Raw genomic sequence first — 19,403 nt, forward strand, 5'->3', positions numbered from 1 at the left:
GGTGGCACGGTGCATTTTTCATGCTTTCCACCAGCAACGCTGATTTTCGACTCTATGAATTTTTAAAGAACAGCCTATTGATCGGATCGATCAATACAAAAGCAGTCTTTGCAAGACTGCTTTTGTATTGAACTCTCATGTGCCGAGCCAATGATTGTAGCACCTTTGGGCGCTATGATTTTTCATTGGTGGAGGATGACGGGATCGAACCGACGACCCCCTGCTTGCAAAGCAGGTGCTCTCCCAGCTGAGCTAATCCCCCGGGATCCTCTTGCACTGGCATCGGAACCTAATGGTGGGTCTAGTTGGGCTCGAACCAACGACCCCTGCGTTATCAACACAGTGCTCTAACCAGCTGAGCTACAGACCCATTCCATGCAGCTCGCTTCACTCAGCGAGCCACCTGGCTTGTTCCAACAACCGATAAGTGTGGACGTTCAAACTTGATTGCTTGTTTCCAGAAAGGAGGTGATCCAGCCGCACCTTCCGATACGGCTACCTTGTTACGACTTCACCCCAGTCACGAACCCCGCCGTGGTAAGCGCCCTCCTTACGGTTAGGCTACCTACTTCTGGCGAGACCCGCTCCCATGGTGTGACGGGCGGTGTGTACAAGACCCGGGAACGTATTCACCGTGACATTCTGATCCACGATTACTAGCGATTCCGACTTCACGCAGTCGAGTTGCAGACTGCGATCCGGACTACGACTGGCTTTATGGGATTAGCTCCCCTCGCGGGTTGGCAACCCTTTGTACCAGCCATTGTATGACGTGTGTAGCCCCACCTATAAGGGCCATGAGGACTTGACGTCATCCCCACCTTCCTCCGGTTTGTCACCGGCAGTCCCATTAGAGTGCCCTTTCGTAGCAACTAATGGCAAGGGTTGCGCTCGTTGCGGGACTTAACCCAACATCTCACGACACGAGCTGACGACAGCCATGCAGCACCTGTGTTACGGCTCTCTTTCGAGCACTCCTCTATCTCTAAAGGATTCCGTACATGTCAAAGGTGGGTAAGGTTTTTCGCGTTGCATCGAATTAAACCACATCATCCACCGCTTGTGCGGGTCCCCGTCAATTCCTTTGAGTTTCAACCTTGCGGCCGTACTCCCCAGGCGGTCAACTTCACGCGTTAGCTTCGTTACTGAGTCAGTTAAGACCCAACAACCAGTTGACATCGTTTAGGGCGTGGACTACCAGGGTATCTAATCCTGTTTGCTCCCCACGCTTTCGTGCATGAGCGTCAGTGCAGGCCCAGGGGATTGCCTTCGCCATCGGTGTTCCTCCGCATATCTACGCATTTCACTGCTACACGCGGAATTCCATCCCCCTCTGCCGCACTCCAGCCTTGCAGTCACAAAGGCAGTTCCCAGGTTGAGCCCGGGGATTTCACCTCTGTCTTACAAGACCGCCTGCGCACGCTTTACGCCCAGTAATTCCGATTAACGCTTGCACCCTACGTATTACCGCGGCTGCTGGCACGTAGTTAGCCGGTGCTTATTCTTACGGTACCGTCATGACTCCAGGGTATTAACCCGAAGCTTTTCGTTCCGTACAAAAGCAGTTTACAACCCGAAGGCCTTCATCCTGCACGCGGCATTGCTGGATCAGGCTTTCGCCCATTGTCCAAAATTCCCCACTGCTGCCTCCCGTAGGAGTCTGGGCCGTGTCTCAGTCCCAGTGTGGCTGGTCGTCCTCTCAGACCAGCTACAGATCGTCGGCTTGGTAAGCTTTTATCCCACCAACTACCTAATCTGCCATCGGCCGCTCCAGTTGCGCAAGGTCTTGCGATCCCCTGCTTTCAACCTCAGTTCTCATGCGGTATTAGCTACTCTTTCGAGTAGTTATCCCCCACAACTGGGCACGTTCCGATGTATTACTCACCCGTTCGCCACTCGCCACCAGACCGAAGTCCGTGCTGCCGTTCGACTTGCATGTGTAAAGCATGCCGCCAGCGTTCAATCTGAGCCAGGATCAAACTCTACAGTTCGATCTTGAATTTAAAGTCTTTCGACTACTCACTCACTTGACGGAATCAAGAAAGATTTCTCTTTCCTCATTACTGTTTTTGTGAGCGTTTGTTTAGTTCCGAAGAACATTTGGCAATCGCCTTCAAACGCCCACGCTTATCGGCTGTACATTTTTAATGATGCGATTCAAACCAGAATCTCTGCTTTGAATTCAGTCCGCTGTGATCAGCGAAGCCTTGTATTGTAGCACAACTTTCATCGTGCTTTTGCGCTTTTAACGCTTTCTTTTCTCTTCGATGCACTCAAAGGGAAAAGAAAGCGCCCAGTCGCTCGACTGGGCGCTCTTGCTGTAAGAGCCTGACGATGACCTACTTTCACACGGGAACCCGCACTATCATCGGCGCAAATTCGTTTCACTGTCCTGTTCGGGATGGGAAGGAGTGGTACCAAATCGCTATGGTCATCAGGCATAACTTGTCACCAGGCAGTGCTGTGCACTACCCAGTCAATTCATAGAGTCTGTAAATCAGCTTGTATTTCGATTGCGCCTACTTTGGCATAACAGTCTTGTACTACCTACTGGCAGTCAAAGTTATAGGGTCAAGCCGCTCGGGCAATTAGTACTGGTTAGCTTAACGCATTACTGCGCTTCCACACCCAGCCTATCAACGTCGTGGTCTACAACGACCCTTCAGGGGCTCAAGGCCCCGGCAGATCTCATCTTGAAACGAGTTTCCCGCTTAGATGCTTTCAGCGGTTATCTCTTCCACACGTAGCTACTCGGCAATGCCACTGGCGTGACAACCGATACACCAGAGGTGTGTCCACTCCGGTCCTCTCGTACTAGGAGCAGGCTTCCTCAAATCTGCAACGCCCACGGAAGATAGGGACCAAACTGTCTCACGACGTTTTAAACCCAGCTCACGTACCTCTTTAAATGGCGAACAGCCATACCCTTGGGACCGACTACAGCCCCAGGATGAGATGAGCCGACATCGAGGTGCCAAACACCGCCGTCGATATGAACTCTTGGGCGGTATCAGCCTGTTATTATCCCAGAGTACCTTTTATCCGTTGAGCGATGGCCCTTCCATACAGAACCACCGGATCACTATGTCCTGCTTTCGCATCTGCTCGACTTGTCAGTCTCGCAGTTAAGCACGCTTATGCCATTGCACTATCGTCACGATGTCCGACCGTAACTAGCGTACCTTCGAACTCCTCCGTTACGCTTTGGGAGGAGACCGCCCCAGTCAAACTGCCTACCATGCACTGTCCCCGATCCAGATAATGGACCTAGGTTAGAACCTCAAACGCACCAGGGTGGTATTTCAACGTTGGCTCCATGTGATCTAGCGACCACACTTCAAAGCCTCCCACCTATCCTACACAGATCCGTTCAAAGTCCAATACAAAGCTACAGTAAAGGTTCATGGGGTCTTTCCGTCTTTCCGCGGGGAGATTGCATCATCACAAACATTTCAACTTCGCTGAGTCTCAGGAGGAGACAGTGTGGCCATCGTTACGCCATTCGTGCAGGTCGGAACTTACCCGACAAGGAATTTCGCTACCTTAGGACCGTTATAGTTACGGCCGCCGTTTACTGGGACTTCAATCAAGAGCTTGCACCCCATCATTTAATCTTCCAGCACCGGGCAGGCGTCACACCCTATACGTCCACTTTCGTGTTTGCAGAGTGCTGTGTTTTTATTAAACAGTCGCAGCCACCGATTTTTGCAACCCCGTTTAGCTCCATTTGTACAACTTCACTTACTAGGGGCATACCTTCTCCCGAAGTTACGGTATCAATTTGCCGAGTTCCTTCTCCTGAGTTCTCTCAAGCGCCTTAGAATACTCATCTCGCGCACCAGTGTCGGTTTGCGGTACGGTCGTCAATAGCTGAAGCTTAGTGGCTTTTCCTGGAAGCAGGGTATCACTCACTTCGTGTGCAAGCACACTCGTTATCACCCCTCATCTAAGATCCCCGGATTTGCCTAAGGACCACGACTACAGGCTTGAACCAACATATCCAACAGTTGGCTGAGCTAACCTTCTCCGTCCCCACATCGCACTATTGATCGGTACAGGAATATTGACCTGTTTCCCATCAGCTACGCATCTCTGCCTCGCCTTAGGGGCCGACTCACCCTACGCCGATGAACGTTGCGTAGGAAACCTTGCGCTTACGGCGAGCGGGCTTTTCACCCGCTTTAACGCTACTCATGTCAGCATTCGCACTTCTGATACCTCCAGCACCCGTTACCAGGCACCTTCACAGGCTTACAGAACGCTCTCCTACCACGTGCAATAAATTGCACATCCGCAGCTTCGGTAACTGGCTTAGCCCCGTTACATCTTCCGCGCAGGACGACTCGATCAGTGAGCTATTACGCTTTCTTTAAATGATGGCTGCTTCTAAGCCAACATCCTGACTGTTTTAGCCTTCCCACTTCGTTTCCCACTTAGCCAATTTTAGGGACCTTAGCTGGCGGTCTGGGTTGTTTCCCTCTTGAGTCCGGACGTTAGCACCCGGTGCTCTGTCTCCCAAGCTGTACTCTGCGGTATTCGGAGTTTGCATAGGTTTGGTAAGTCGCCATGACCCCTAGCCTAAACAGTGCTCTACCCCCGCAGGTAATACTTGAGGCACTACCTAAATAGTTTTCGGAGAGAACCAGCTATTTCCAAGTTTGTTTAGCCTTTCACCCCTATCCACAGCTCATCCGCTGATTTTGCAACATCAGTCGGTTCGGACCTCCAGTACCTGTTACGGCACCTTCATCCTGGCCATGGATAGATCACTTGGTTTCGGGTCTACACCCAGCGACTGGACGCCCTATTCGGACTCGATTTCTCTACGCCTCCCCTACTCGGTTAAGCTTGCCACTGAATGTAAGTCGCTGACCCATTATACAAAAGGTACGCCGTCACCCCTTACGAGGCTCCGACTTTTTGTAAGCATGCGGTTTCAGGATCTATTTCACTCCCCTCCCGGGGTTCTTTTCGCCTTTCCCTCACGGTACTGGTTCACTATCGGTCGATTACGAGTATTTAGCCTTGGAGGATGGTCCCCCATATTCAGACAGGGTTTCTCGTGCCCCGCCCTACTTTTCTCTAGCTCAGTACCACCAGTCGGTTTTCACATACGGGGCTATCACCCACTATGGCCGGACTTTCCATTCCGTTTTGTTAACCGTCTGACTATCACTAGAAGGCTGTTCCGAATTCGCTCGCCACTACTATCGGAATCTCGGTTGATGTCTTTTCCTCTGGGTACTTAGATGTTTCAGTTCTCCAGGTTCGCTTCGACAGCCTATGTATTCAGCTGCCGATACCTATTGCTAGGTGGGTTTCCCCATTCAGAAATCTCCGGATCAAAGCTTATTTGCCAGCTCCCCGAAGCTTATCGCAGGCTATCACGTCTTTCGTCGCCTGTAATCGCCAAGGCATCCACCACATGCTCTTAGTCACTTGACCCTATAACTTTGACCTCTCTTGCGAGATGGTCGCCATTTCGGTTTTCAAAGACTTGTAAGGTCTCTCACCTTACGCGTTATGCCGTAATGTGAATGATTCTTCGGTGCAAATCTTTCGATTTGCGCCTAGAGAATGATTCGTCATTACTTGAATTCAAAGTTTGAATTCGTGTTGACGCAATCAAAATCGTTGCTGGTGGCACGGTGCATTTTTCATGCTTTCCACCAGCAACGCTGATTTTCGACTCTATGAATTTTTAAAGAACAGCCTATTGATCGGATCGATCAATACAAAAAGCAGTCTTTGCAAGACTGCTTTTGTATTGAACTCTCATGTGCCGAGCCAATGATTGTAGCACCTTTGGGCGCTATGATTTTTCATTGGTGGAGGATGACGGGATCGAACCGACGACCCCCTGCTTGCAAAGCAGGTGCTCTCCCAGCTGAGCTAATCCCCCGGGATCCTCTTGCACTGGCATCGGAACCTAATGGTGGGTCTAGTTGGGCTCGAACCAACGACCCCTGCGTTATCAACACAGTGCTCTAACCAGCTGAGCTACAGACCCATTCCATGCAGCTCGCTTCACTCAGCGAGCCACCTGGCTTGTTCCAACAACCGATAAGTGTGGACGTTCAAACTTGATTGCTTGTTTCCAGAAAGGAGGTGATCCAGCCGCACCTTCCGATACGGCTACCTTGTTACGACTTCACCCCAGTCACGAACCCCGCCGTGGTAAGCGCCCTCCTTACGGTTAGGCTACCTACTTCTGGCGAGACCCGCTCCCATGGTGTGACGGGCGGTGTGTACAAGACCCGGGAACGTATTCACCGTGACATTCTGATCCACGATTACTAGCGATTCCGACTTCACGCAGTCGAGTTGCAGACTGCGATCCGGACTACGACTGGCTTTATGGGATTAGCTCCCCCTCGCGGGTTGGCAACCCTTTGTACCAGCCATTGTATGACGTGTGTAGCCCCACCTATAAGGGCCATGAGGACTTGACGTCATCCCCACCTTCCTCCGGTTTGTCACCGGCAGTCCCATTAGAGTGCCCTTTCGTAGCAACTAATGGCAAGGGTTGCGCTCGTTGCGGGACTTAACCCAACATCTCACGACACGAGCTGACGACAGCCATGCAGCACCTGTGTTACGGCTCTCTTTCGAGCACTCCTCTATCTCTAAAGGATTCCGTACATGTCAAAGGTGGGTAAGGTTTTTCGCGTTGCATCGAATTAAACCACATCATCCACCGCTTGTGCGGGTCCCCGTCAATTCCTTTGAGTTTCAACCTTGCGGCCGTACTCCCCAGGCGGTCAACTTCACGCGTTAGCTTCGTTACTGAGTCAGTTAAGACCCAACAACCAGTTGACATCGTTTAGGGCGTGGACTACCAGGGTATCTAATCCTGTTTGCTCCCCACGCTTTCGTGCATGAGCGTCAGTGCAGGCCCAGGGGATTGCCTTCGCCATCGGTGTTCCTCCGCATATCTACGCATTTCACTGCTACACGCGGAATTCCATCCCCCTCTGCCGCACTCCAGCCTTGCAGTCACAAAGGCAGTTCCCAGGTTGAGCCCGGGGGATTTCACCTCTGTCTTACAAGACCGCCTGCGCACGCTTTACGCCCAGTAATTCCGATTAACGCTTGCACCCTACGTATTACCGCGGCTGCTGGCACGTAGTTAGCCGGTGCTTATTCTTACGGTACCGTCATGACTCCAGGGTATTAACCCGAAGCTTTTCGTTCCGTACAAAAGCAGTTTACAACCCGAAGGCCTTCATCCTGCACGCGGCATTGCTGGATCAGGCTTTCGCCCATTGTCCAAAATTCCCCACTGCTGCCTCCCGTAGGAGTCTGGGCCGTGTCTCAGTCCCAGTGTGGCTGGTCGTCCTCTCAGACCAGCTACAGATCGTCGGCTTGGTAAGCTTTTATCCCACCAACTACCTAATCTGCCATCGGCCGCTCCAGTTGCGCAAGGTCTTGCGATCCCCTGCTTTCAACCTCAGTTCTCATGCGGTATTAGCTACTCTTTCGAGTAGTTATCCCCCACAACTGGGCACGTTCCGATGTATATTACTCACCCGTTCGCCACTCGCCACCAGACCGAAGTCCGTGCTGCCGTTCGACTTGCATGTGTAAAGCATGCCGCCAGCGTTCAATCTGAGCCAGGATCAAACTCTACAGTTCGATCTTGAATTTAAAGTCTTTCGACTACTCACTCACTTGACGGAATCAAGAAAGATTTCTCTTTCCTCATTACTGTTTTTGTGAGCGTTTGTTTAGTTCCGAAGAACATTTGGCAATCGCCTTCAAACGCCCACGCTTATCGGCTGTACATTTTTAATGATGCGATTCAAACCAGAATCTCTGCTTTGAATTCAGTCCGCTGTGATCAGCGAAGCCTTGTATTGTAGCACAACTTTCATCGTGCTTTTGCGCTTTTAACGCTTTCTTTTCTCTTCGATGCACTCAAAGGGAAAAGAAAGCGCCCAGTCGCTCGACTGGGCGCTCTTGCTGTAAGAGCCTGACGATGACCTACTTTCACACGGGAACCCGCACTATCATCGGCGCAAATTCGTTTCACTGTCCTGTTCGGGATGGGAAGGAGTGGTACCAAATCGCTATGGTCATCAGGCATAACTTGTCACCAGGCAGTGCTGTGCACTACCCAGTCAATTCATAGAGTCTGTAAATCAGCTTGTATTTCGATTGCGCCTACTTTGGCATAACAGTCTTGTACTACCTACTGGCAGTCAAAGTTATAGGGTCAAGCCGCTCGGGCAATTAGTACTGGTTAGCTTAACGCATTACTGCGCTTCCACACCCAGCCTATCAACGTCGTGGTCTACAACGACCCTTCAGGGGGCTCAAGGCCCCGGCAGATCTCATCTTGAAACGAGTTTCCCGCTTAGATGCTTTCAGCGGTTATCTCTTCCACACGTAGCTACTCGGCAATGCCACTGGCGTGACAACCGATACACCAGAGGTGTGTCCACTCCGGTCCTCTCGTACTAGGAGCAGGCTTCCTCAAATCTGCAACGCCCACGGAAGATAGGGACCAAACTGTCTCACGACGTTTTTTAACCCAGCTCACGTACCTCTTTAAATGGCGAACAGCCATACCCTTGGGACCGACTACAGCCCCAGGATGAGATGAGCCGACATCGAGGTGCCAAACACCGCCGTCGATATGAACTCTTGGGCGGTATCAGCCTGTTATCCCCAGAGTACCTTTTATCCGTTGAGCGATGGCCCTTCCATACAGAACCACCGGATCACTATGTCCTGCTTTCGCATCTGCTCGACTTGTCAGTCTCGCAGTTAAGCACGCTTATGCCATTGCACTATCGTCACGATGTCCGACCGTAACTAGCGTACCTTCGAACTCCTCCGTTACGCTTTGGGAGGAGACCGCCCCAGTCAAACTGCCTACCATGCACTGTCCCCGATCCAGATAATGGACCTAGGTTAGAACCTCAAACGCACCAGGGTGGTATTTCAACGTTGGCTCCATGTGATCTAGCGACCACACTTCAAAGCCTCCCACCTATCCTACACAGATCCGTTCAAAGTCCAAAAAAGCTACAGTAAAGGTTCATGGGGTCTTTCCGTCTTTCCGCGGGGAGATTGCATCATCACAAACATTTCAACTTCGCTGAGTCTCAGGAGGAGACAGTGTGGCCATCGTTACGCCATTCGTGCAGGTCGGAACTTACCCGACAAGGAATTTCGCTACCTTAGGACCGTTATAGTTACGGCCGCCGTTTACTGGGACTTCAATCAAGAGCTTGCACCCCATCATTTAATCTTCCAGCACCGGGCAGGCGTCACACCCTATACGTCCACTTTCGTGTTTGCAGAGTGCTGTGTTTTTATTAAACAGTCGCAGCCACCGATTTTTGCAACCCCGTTTAGCTCCATTTGTACAACTTCACTTACTAGAGGCATACCTTCTCCCGAAGTTACGGTATCAATTTGCCGAGTTCCTTCTCCTGAGTTCTCTCAAGCGCCTTAGAATACTCATCTCGCGCACCAGTGTCGGTTTGCGGTACGGTCGTCAATAGCTGAAGCTTAGTGGCTTTTTCCTGGAAGCAGGGTATCACTCACTTCGTGTGCAAGCACACTCGTTATCACCCCTCATCTAAGATCCCCGGATTTGCCTAAGGACCACGACTACAGGCTTGAACCAACATATCCAACAGTTGGCTGAGCTAACCTTCTCCGTCCCCACATCGCACTATTGATCGGTACAGGAATATTGACCTGTTTCCCATCAGCTACGCATCTCTGCCTCGCCTTAGGGGCCGACTCACCCTACGCCGATGAACGTTGCGTAGGAAACCTTGCGCTTACGGCGAGCGGGCTTTTCACCCGCTTTAACGCTACTCATGTCAGCATTCGCACTTCTGATACCTCCAGCACCCGTTACCAGGCACCTTCACAGGCTTACAGAACGCTCTCCTACCACGTGCAATAAATTGCACATCCGCAGCTTCGGTAACTGGCTTAGCCCCGTTACATCTTCCGCGCAGGACGACTCGATCAGTGAGCTATTACGCTTTCTTTAAATGATGGCTGCTTCTAAGCCAACATCCTGACTGTTTTAGCCTTCCCACTTCGTTTCCCACTTAGCCAATTTTAGGGACCTTAGCTGGCGGTCTGGGTTGTTTCCCTCTTGAGTCCGGACGTTAGCACCCGGTGCTCTGTCTCCCAAGCTGTACTCTGCGGTATTCGGAGTTTGCATAGGTTTGGTAAGTCGCCATGACCCCCTAGCCTAAACAGTGCTCTACCCCCGCAGGTAATACTTGAGGCACTACCTAAATAGTTTTCGGAGAGAACCAGCTATTTCCAAGTTTGTTTAGCCTTTCACCCCTATCCACAGCTCATCCGCTGATTTTGCAACATCAGTCGGTTCGGACCTCCAGTACCTGTTACGGCACCTTCATCCTGGCCATGGATAGATCACTTGGTTTCGGGTCTACACCCAGCGACTGGACGCCCTATTCGGACTCGATTTCTCTACGCCTCCCCTACTCGGTTAAGCTTGCCACTGAATGTAAGTCGCTGACCCATTATACAAAAGTAAGTACGCCGTCACCCCTTACGAGGCTCCGACTTTTTGTAAGCATGCGGTTTCAGGATCTATTTCACTCCCCTCCCGGGGTTCTTTTTTCGCCTTTCCCTCACGGTACTGGTTCACTATCGGTCGATTACGAGTATTTAGCCTTGGAGGATGGTCCCCCCCCATATTCAGACAGGGTTTCTCGTGCCCCGCCCTACTTTTCTCTAGCTCAGTACCACCAGTCGGTTTTCACATACGGGGCTATCACCCACTATGGCCGGACTTTCCATTCCGTTTTGTTAACCGTCTGACTATCACTAGAAGGCTGTTCCGAATTCGCTCGCCACTACTATCGGAATCTCGGTTGATGTCTTTTCCTCTGGGTACTTAGATGTTTCAGTTCTCCAGGTTCGCTTCGACAGCCTATGTATTCAGCTGCCGATACCTATTGCTAGGTGGGTTTCCCCATTCAGAAATCTCCGGATCAAAGCTTATTTGCCAGCTCCCCGAAGCTTATCGCAGGCTATCACGTCTTTCGTCGCCTGTAATCGCCAAGGCATCCACCACATGCTCTTAGTCACTTGACCCTATAACTTTGACCTCTCTTGCGAGATGGTCGCCATTTCGGTTTTCAAAGACTTGTAAGGTCTCTCACCTTACGCGTTATGCCGTAATGTGAATGATTCTTCGGTGCAAATCTTTCGATTTGCGCCTAGAGAATGATTCGTCATTACTTGAATTCAAAGTTTGAATTCGTGTTGACGCAATCAAAATCGTTGCTGGTGGCACGGTGCATTTTTCATGCTTTCCACCAGCAACGCTGATTTTCGACTCTATGAATTTTTAAAGAACAGCCTATTGATCGGATCGATCAATACAAAAGCAGTCTTTGCAAGACTGCTTTTGTATTGAACTCTCATGTGCCGAGCCAATGATTGTAGCACCTTTGGGCGCTATGATTTTTCATTGGTGGAGGATGACGGGATCGAACCGACGACCCCCCCTGCTTGCAAAGCAGGTGCTCTCCCCAGCTGAGCTAATCCCCCGGGATCCTCTTGCACTGGCATCGGAACCTAATGGTGGGTCTAGTTGGGCTCGAACCAACGACCCCTGCGTTATCAACACAGTGCTCTAATCAGCTGAGCTACAGACCCATTCCATGCAGCTCGCTTCACTCAGCGAGCCACCTGGCTTGTTCCAACAACCGATAAGTGTGGACGTTCAAACTTGATTGCTTGTTTCCAGAAAGGAGGTGATCCAGCCGCACCTTCCGATACGGCTACCTTGTTACGACTTCACCCCAGTCACGAACCCCGCCGTGGTAAGCGCCCTCCTTACGGTTAGGCTACCTACTTCTGGCGAGACCCGCTCCCATGGTGTGACGGGCGGTGTGTACAAGACCCGGGAACGTATTCACCGTGACATTCTGATCCACGATTACTAGCGATTCCGACTTCACGCAGTCGAGTTGCAGACTGCGATCCGGACTACGACTGGCTTTATGGGATTAGCTCCCCCTCGCGGGTTGGCAACCCTTTGTACCAGCCATTGTATGACGTGTGTAGCCCCACCTATAAGGGCCATGAGGACTTGACGTCATCCCCACCTTCCTCCGGTTTGTCACCGGCAGTCCCATTAGAGTGCCCTTTCGTAGCAACTAATGGCAAGGGTTGCGCTCGTTGCGGGACTTAACCCAACATCTCACGACACGAGCTGACGACAGCCATGCAGCACCTGTGTTACGGCTCTCTTTCGAGCACTCCTCTATCTCTAAAGGATTCCGTACATGTCAAAGGTGGGTAAGGTTTTTCGCGTTGCATCGAATTAAACCACATCATCCACCGCTTGTGCGGGTCCCCGTCAATTCCTTTGAGTTTCAACCTTGCGGCCGTACTCCCCAGGCGGTCAACTTCACGCGTTAGCTTCGTTACTGAGTCAGTTAAGACCCAACAACCAGTTGACATCGTTTAGGGCGTGGACTACCAGGGTATCTAATCCTGTTTGCTCCCCACGCTTTCGTGCATGAGCGTTCAGTGCAGGCCCAGGGGATTGCCTTCGCCATCGGTGTTCCTCCGCATATCTACGCATTTCACTGCTACACGCGGAATTCCATCCCCCTCTGCCGCACTCCAGCCTTGCAGTCACAAAGGCAGTTCCCAGGTTGAGCCCGGGGATTTCACCTCTGTCTTACAAGACCGCCTGCGCACGCTTTACGCCCAGTAATTCCGATTAACGCTTGCACCCTACGTATTACCGCGGCTGCTGGCACGTAGTTAGCCGGTGCTTATTCTTACGGTACCGTCATGACTCCAGGGTATTAACCCGAAGCTTTTCGTTCCGTACAAAAGCAGTTTACAACCCGAAGGCCTTCATCCTGCACGCGGCATTGCTGGATCAGGCTTTCGCCCATTGTCCAAAATTCCCCACTGCTGCCTCCCGTAGGAGTCTGGGCCGTGTCTCAGTCCCAGTGTGGCTGGTCGTCCTCTCAGACCAGCTACAGATCGTCGGCTTGGTAAGCTTTTATCCCACCAACTACCTAATCTGCCATCGGCCGCTCCAGTTGCGCAAGGTCTTGCGATCCCCTGCTTTCAACCTCAGTTCTCATGCGGTATTAGCTACTCTTTCGAGTAGTTATCCCCCACAACTGGGCACGTTCCGATGTATTACTCACCCGTTCGCCACTCGCCACCAGACCGAAGTCCGTGCTGCCGTTCGACTTGCATGTGTAAAGCATGCCGCCAGCGTTCAATCTGAGCCAGGATCAAACTCTACAGTTCGATCTTGAATTTAAAGTCTTTCGACTACTCACTCACTTGACGGAATCAAGAAAGATTTCTCTTTCCTCATTACTGTTTTTGTGAGCGTTTGTTTAGTTCCGAAGAACATTTGGCAATCGCCTTCAAACGCCCACGCTTATCGGCTGTACATTTTTAATGATGCGATTCAAACCAGAATTTCTGTTTTGAATTCAGTCCACTGCGATCAGCGGAGCCTTGTATTGTAGCACAACTTCCATCGTGCAGACCAAAGAATTTTTTGATCTTCCTGACCGCCGGAGCCGGTAGCTCTCAGCAGCGAAGCCTTGCATTGTACACCGAAATTTGAAGCTTTCCGGCGTCTCGCTGAAGACTCCACTTAGCAGCACTGCAAGGCAGTGCTGCTAAGCAAGGGAGCGAACTGTAGCAGGCTTTGATCGCCCTGCTGGCAAAAGGCTCAGCTTTTTTGCGCAATGGCCGCTTCCAGCGCATCCACAAAGAGCGCAGCGACATCACAGCCCATCTGGTCGGCGATCTCCTGGAAGCAGGTGGGGCTGGTGACATTGATCTCGGTGACACTGTCGCCGATCACGTCGACGCCCACCAGCAGCAGGCCCCGCTCCACCAGCACCGGCCCCAGGATGTCGGCGATCTGGCGGTCCCGTGCGGTCAGCGGACGGGCCACGCCCTTGCCGCCAGCCGCCAGGTTGCCACGCACCTCGTTGCCCTGGGGAATGCGGGCCAGGCAGTACGGCACCGGCTTGCCACCGATGATCAGCACCCGCTTGTCCCCATCGGCAATGGCGGGCAGGAAGCGCTGCACCATCACGCTGGTAGCACCCTGGTGGTTCAGCGTCTCGATGATGCTGCCCAGGTTCATGCCGTCCTTGCCGACACGGAAGATGCCCATGCCACCCATGCCATCCAGCGGCTTCAGGATGATGTCGCCATGCTCGGCATGGAAGGCGCGGATCTGGGCCGGATCGCGGGTCACCAGCGTGGGGCCCAGCAGCTGCGGGAACTCCATGATGGAGAGCTTTTCCGGGTGGTCCCGCAGTGCGGAGGGCTTGTTGAAGACCTTGGCGCCTTCCCGCTCGGCCTGGCTGAGCATGTGGGTGGCGTAGAAGAACTCACTGTCGAAGGGCGGATCCTTGCGCATCACAATGCCGTCAAAGTCGGCCAGCACCACCACGGACTCCTGCTCCACGGTGAACCAGCCAGGCTTTTCGCCGGTCAGGCGGATCTGGCGCACCATGGCCTGCACTTTGCCGCCGGTTTGCCAGGAGACATGCTGTGGCTCGCAGGCATAAATCACATGGCCGCGGGACTGGGCCTCACGCATCATGACGAAGGTGGAGTCCTTCTTGATGTTGAAGGATTCCAGCGGATCGGCGATGAACAGCAGTTTCATGGGTATGCGGGCCTGGCCGGCCTGTGGTCAGCGATGAAAAAAGCAGCAGCCTCAGCTGCCACGACGCCCATACTTTTGCACAAACAGCGCCACAACGCCGGCAGCCACCCCCCAAAACGCCGAGCCCACTCCGGCTATCACCACGCCGCTGAGGGTGACGAGAAAGGTGATCAGTGCCGCTTCACGGTGGGTTTCGTCCCGCAGCGCACCGGCCAGCCCGCCGCCGATGCTGCCCAGCAGTGCCAGCCCGGCGATGGCCAGCACCAGCTCCTGCGGGAAGGCGATCAGCAGACCGGTGACCACGGCACCAAAGATGCCGATGACCATGTACATGGCGCCGCAGACCACGGCCGCGGTGTAGCGCTTGTCCTTGTCTTCGTGCGCCTCCGGCCCCATGCAGATGGCCGCGGTGATGGCCGAGAAATTCAGTGCATAGCCACCGAACGGCGCCAGCAGCAGGCTGGCGATGCCGGTCATGCTGACCAGGCGCGAGACCGGCAGCTCATAGCCCGTGGCACGGATCACCGCCACGCCCGGCATGTTCTGCGAGGCCATGGTGACAACAAACAGCGGCAGCGCCAGGCTGACAAAGGCCTGCCAGGTGAATTGCGGTGCGGTGAACACCGGCAGCGCCAGCTCCCACTGCACGCGGGACCATTCCATCTTGCCGCTGGCAGCCGCCCAGGCCACGCCCACCAGCAGTGTCAGCACCACGGCATAACGGGGCAGCAGGCGCCGCCCCAGCAGATAGGCTGCCAACATGGCCAGCACCATGCCCAGGGCGGTTTGTGCAGCACCAAAGGCCTGCAGGCCGAACCGGGCCAGCACCCCCGCCAGCAGGGCGGAGGCAATTTCCATGGGAATGCGGTCCATCAGCTTTTCGAACCAGCCGGTCACGCCGCACAGGGTGATCAGCACGGCGCACACCAGGAATGCACCCACGGCCTCGGGCATGGTGAAGCTGCCGGCCATGCCCGCCGAGGCCAGCACCGCTGCTCCCGGCGTGGACCAGGCCACCATCACCGGCTTGCGCAGCCACAGCGAAGGCACCAGGCAGCACAGACCCACGCCCAGGCCCAGTGCCCACATCCACGAGGTGATTTGCGCCGGTGTGGCGCCAAAGGCCTGGGCCGCCTGGAACACCAGCGCCACAGAGCTGGTGAAGCCCACCAGCACGGCCACGAAACCTGCCGTGAAGGCAGACAAGCTCAGATCACGAAAGAAGCGCATGGCCGCAGATTCTGGCACCCGCCGGGACGCCAGGCTGACACCTGTGCGGCCGGCGATCACCGATTCATCAAAATCCATAGCTGCTCATGCGCTTGCAGATTGCATGGGCAGCGAACCGACCTGTGACAGCTTTTTTTCGGCCTCAGATGTGGACCTTGGTCCCCAGCTCCACCACCGCATTGGCCGGCAGGTGGAAGAAGCCCGCTACGCCACTGGCCCCGGCGTGCATCTGGGCGAACAGCTTCTCGCGCCACAGCGCCATGCGCCCCCCCATGCGGGGCACCACCACTTCCCGCGACAGGAAATAGCTGGTGCGCATGGGATCCAGCTTCCAGCCCGGCAGCTCGGCCGAGCGCAGCGCCTCGGGCACATTGGGGTCGTTCTTGAAACCGAAGTGCAGCACCACCTGCCAGCAGCCGGCGCCCAGCGCCTGCACCTGGGCACGCTGCTCCAGGCCGATCCACGGCACCTCGTGGTGGCGCAGCACCACAAACAGGTTTTGCGTGTGCAGCACCTTGTTGTGCTTCAGGTTGTGCAGCAGCGCCGGGGGTACCAGCCCTTCCTCGCTGGTGATGAAAACGGCCGTGCCATCCACCCGCTGCAACGGGTTGCCTTGCTGCAGACTCTCCAGAAAGCTTCCCAGGTCCACGGCTTCCGCGCGGTGCTGTTCGGACAGCAGGGTGCGGCCCAGGCGCCAGGTGCGCATCAGCAGGAAGACGCAGCCGGCGATCAGCAGCGGGAACCAGCCGCCGGCCGCCAGCTTGAGCGCATTGGAAGCGAAGAACAGCACATCCACCACAAAGAAGCAGCTGGTCGCCGCGACACACAGCCACAGCGGGTAGCGCCACAGGTAGCGGATGACGAAGAAGGTCAGCGTGGTGGTGATCAGCATGTCCAGCGTCACGGCCAGGCCATAGGCGGCGGCCAGGTTGTCGCTGGAGCGGAACATGATCACGGCCATGGCGATGGCAATGAACAGCGACCAGTTCACGAACGGCATGTAGATCTGGCCAGTGTCCTTGGTGCTGGTGTGCAGCACCGTCATGCGCGGCAGGTAGCCCAGCTGCATCACCTGCTTGGTGATGCTGAAGGCGCCGGAGATCAGCGCCTGCGAGGCGATCACCGTGGCCAGGGTGGCCAGCACCACCAGCGGCAGGGTGGCCCAGGACGGCGCCATCAGGAAGAAGGGATTGCGCACGGCCTCCGGCTGGTCCAGCAGCAGCGCGCCCTGGCCCAGGTAGTTCAGCGTCAGCGCCGGCATCACCACCGAGAACCAGGCCAGCCGGATCGGTTTCTTGCCGAAGTGGCCCAGGTCGGCATACAGCGCCTCGGCCCCGGTCACGCACAGCACCACGGCCCCCAGCAGGATGAAGGCCGTGCCCGGCTGCGCCCGCACAAACTGCAGCGCATGCGTGGGCCACAGGGCACTCAGAATTTCGGGGTGGTGCACGATCTGGCCCAGGCCCAGCGCCGCCAGCACGCCAAACCACAGCAGCGTGATGGGGCCGAACCAGCGGCCGATGCTGGCCGTGCCTCGCTTTTGCAGCGTGAACAGCACCAGCAGCACCGCCAGTGTCAGCGGAATCACCACCGGGTGCAGACCGGGCGCCACCACCTCCAGGCCTTCCACGGCCGACAGCACCGAGATTGCGGGGGTGATCACCCCGTCGCCATAGAACAGGCTGGCGCCAAACAGGCCCACGGCCATCAGCACCGCATGCAGCCGCGGCTTGTCCTGCACCGCCTCGGACGCCAGGGCCAGCATGGCCACCAGACCGCCTTCGCCGCGGTTGTCGGCGCGCAGCACCAGCACCACGTACTTGAGGGAGACGATGACGGTCAGGGTCCAGAACAGCAGCGACAGCACGCCGTAGACATTGGCCGGGGTGTAGGCCACATGGCCGCTGCGGAAGACTTCTTTGACGGCATACAGCACGCTGGTGCCGATGTCGCCATAAACCACCCCAATGGCCCCCAGCGTCAGCGCGGCCAATGAAGATCGGGATGAGGTGTGCTGCATCCAATGCAAACCGGGCCCCACGGGCCCGGTCCTATCTGTGGAAATGCCGCCATTGTGCGCGAGGTGCTGGCAGTCTGCCAGCCACCCCATGGCGCCGTTCGATCAGCGAACAACGCCAACGCTCCCCGACGGTCAGTCGTAGATTTCGGCGTCCGGGTTGGTGGCTTCCAGCTCGTAGCTGGCAGCCAGCATGGCCAGGCGGGCGATCACGCCGTACATGTAGAAGCGGTTGGGCGCGCTGGCGCCGGCGCGGGCACCGATCTGCGGCAGCTGGGTGCTCTGCGGCGGGAAAGCCAGCGGCACAAAGCCCGAACCGGGGGCATTCAGGTTCTCGTCGATGCCGCGCTCCGGGTGCATGCGGTAGAAGCCGCCCACCACGTAGCGGTCCATCATGTAGACCACCGGCTCGGCCACGGCATTGTTCATGCGCTCGTAGGTCAGCACGCCTTCCTGCACCAGCACATCGTGCACCGGCTGGCCGTCCTTGATGACGCCCATCTTGTTGCGGGTGCGCTTGTCCTTCAGGGCTTCCAGCTCCTTGGCGTCGCGCACGGTCATCACGCCCATGCCGTAGGTGCCGTTGTCGGCCTTGACCACGACGAACGGCTTTTCCTTGATTCCGTATTCCTTGTACTTGCGGCGCACCTTGGTGATGGTGGCATCCACCTGCACCGCCAGCTGGTCCAGGCCCGTGCCTTCGACAAAGTCGATGTTCTCGCATTTGCTGAACACCGGATTGATCAGCCAGGGGTCGATCCCCAGCAGCTTGCCGAAGCGCTTGGAGACTTCTTCGTAGCTCTGGAAATGGCGGCTCTTGCGGCGCACGCTCCAGCCCGCATGCAGCGGCGGCAGCAGGAACTGCTCGTACAGCTCTTCCAGAATGCCTGGGGCGCCGGCCGACAGGTCGTTGTTCAGCAAGATGGTGCAGGGGTCGAAATTCTTCAGCCCCAGGCGGCGCTTGGTGCGCAGCGCCGGCTCCAGCGTGATGGTGTCGCCATGCGGCAGCTTGATTTCGGTGAGCTTCTTGATGTCGGGACTGACCGAGCCGATGCGCACATTCAGACCCGCCATGCGGAAAATGCGTTGCAACTGCAGAATGTTGCTCAGATACGACGGATTCTTCTGCTGATTTTCCGGAATGATCAACAGATTGCGCGCTTCCGGACAGATTTTCTCGATCGCGGCCATCGCTGCCTGCACGGCCAAGGGCAGCATTTCGTCGGTCAGATTGTTCCAGCCACCGGGGAACAGGTTGGTGTCCACCGGCGCCAGCTTGAAGCCCGCATTGCGGATGTCCACCGAGCAATAGAACGGCGGCGTGTGCTCCATCCACTCGAGGCGGAACCAGCGCTCGATGGCTGGCATGGAGTCGATGATGCGCTGCTCGAGCTCGTTGATCGGGCCGGTCAAAGCTGTGATAAGATGTGGAACCATGAAACCCTCAAGAGACGGTAGTGACCCAGATTTTAGGGACTT

At 55.3% G+C, this 19,403-nt stretch carries 4 protein-coding genes, 6 tRNA genes and 7 rRNA genes; all 17 read right to left on the bottom strand.

All coding sequences use genetic code 11. The features are described 5' to 3' along the window. Window positions 1–186: 186 nt before the first annotated feature. Window positions 187–262, bottom strand: a tRNA-Ala gene (locus CT3_RS20075). 31 nt (window positions 263–293) lie between these two features. Next, a tRNA-Ile gene (locus CT3_RS20080) sits at window positions 294–370 on the bottom strand. 91 nt (window positions 371–461) lie between these two features. Continuing rightward, window positions 462–1,991 (bottom strand): 16S ribosomal RNA (locus tag CT3_RS20085). Between the two features lie 335 nt (window positions 1,992–2,326). Next, window positions 2,327–2,439 (bottom strand): 5S ribosomal RNA (rrf, locus tag CT3_RS20090). Between the two features lie 128 nt (window positions 2,440–2,567). Then, a 23S ribosomal RNA gene (locus CT3_RS20095) occupies window positions 2,568–5,445 on the bottom strand. A gap of 381 nt (window positions 5,446–5,826) precedes the next feature. Continuing rightward, a tRNA-Ala gene (locus CT3_RS20100) sits at window positions 5,827–5,902 on the bottom strand. Between the two features lie 31 nt (window positions 5,903–5,933). Then, window positions 5,934–6,010: transfer RNA gene (locus CT3_RS20105), tRNA-Ile, on the bottom strand. Between the two features lie 91 nt (window positions 6,011–6,101). Further along, window positions 6,102–7,635: ribosomal RNA gene (locus tag CT3_RS20110) — 16S ribosomal RNA — on the bottom strand. A 335-nt stretch (window positions 7,636–7,970) separates the two neighbouring features. Then, window positions 7,971–8,083, bottom strand: a 5S ribosomal RNA gene (gene rrf / locus CT3_RS20115). Window positions 8,084–8,211: 128 nt separating this feature from the next. After that, window positions 8,212–11,097 (bottom strand): 23S ribosomal RNA (locus tag CT3_RS20120). 380 nt (window positions 11,098–11,477) lie between these two features. Further along, window positions 11,478–11,556 (bottom strand) — tRNA-Ala (locus tag CT3_RS20125). A 31-nt stretch (window positions 11,557–11,587) separates the two neighbouring features. Next, window positions 11,588–11,664, bottom strand: a tRNA-Ile gene (locus tag CT3_RS20130). Window positions 11,665–11,755: 91 nt separating this feature from the next. Further along, window positions 11,756–13,287: ribosomal RNA gene (locus tag CT3_RS20135) — 16S ribosomal RNA — on the bottom strand. The 16S, 23S and 5S rRNA genes sit together here with 6 tRNA genes alongside, the layout of an rRNA operon. Window positions 13,288–13,723: 436 nt before the next feature. Beyond that, window positions 13,724–14,677: a glutathione synthase gene (gshB, locus tag CT3_RS20140; protein ID WP_066537862.1), complete on the bottom strand. Its 954-nt coding sequence runs from the start codon at window positions 14,675–14,677 to the stop codon at window positions 13,724–13,726. A gap of 51 nt (window positions 14,678–14,728) precedes the next feature. Continuing rightward, the gene (locus CT3_RS20145; protein ID WP_083520473.1) at window positions 14,729–15,907 is read right to left on the bottom strand and encodes a benzoate/H(+) symporter BenE family transporter; all 1,179 of its coding nucleotides are present in this window, start codon (window positions 15,905–15,907) and stop codon (window positions 14,729–14,731) included. 142 nt (window positions 15,908–16,049) lie between these two features. Then, window positions 16,050–17,927 (bottom strand): potassium transporter Kup, encoded by a 1,878-nt coding sequence (locus tag CT3_RS20150; RefSeq protein ID WP_066537867.1) that lies wholly within the window; start codon window positions 17,925–17,927, stop codon window positions 16,050–16,052. Window positions 17,928–18,059: 132 nt separating this feature from the next. After that, window positions 18,060–19,361 carry a glutamate--cysteine ligase gene (gene gshA, locus CT3_RS20155; protein WP_066537869.1) on the bottom strand — a complete coding sequence of 434 codons (1,302 nt, stop codon included), beginning with the start codon at window positions 19,359–19,361 and terminating at the stop codon, window positions 18,060–18,062. Window positions 19,362–19,403: the final 42 nt, after the last annotated feature.

Origin of the sequence: Comamonas terrigena NBRC 13299 (assembly GCF_006740045.1) — a bacterium.
In the GTDB taxonomy this organism is placed as follows: domain Bacteria; phylum Pseudomonadota; class Gammaproteobacteria; order Burkholderiales; family Burkholderiaceae_C; genus Comamonas; species Comamonas terrigena.

Bases quoted from the DNA above. Each gene is read 5' to 3' on its own strand.
- gshB (WP_066537862.1), bottom strand. From the start codon at position 14,677: ATGAAACTGCTGTTCATCGCCGATCCGCTGGAATCCTTCAACATCAAG.
- CT3_RS20150 (WP_066537867.1), bottom strand. From the start codon at position 17,927: ATGCAGCACACCTCATCCCGATCTTCATTGGCCGCGCTGACGCTGGGG.
- gshA (WP_066537869.1), bottom strand. From the start codon at position 19,361: ATGGTTCCACATCTTATCACAGCTTTGACCGGCCCGATCAACGAGCTC.
- CT3_RS20145 (WP_083520473.1), bottom strand. From the start codon at position 15,907: ATGCGCTTCTTTCGTGATCTGAGCTTGTCTGCCTTCACGGCAGGTTTC.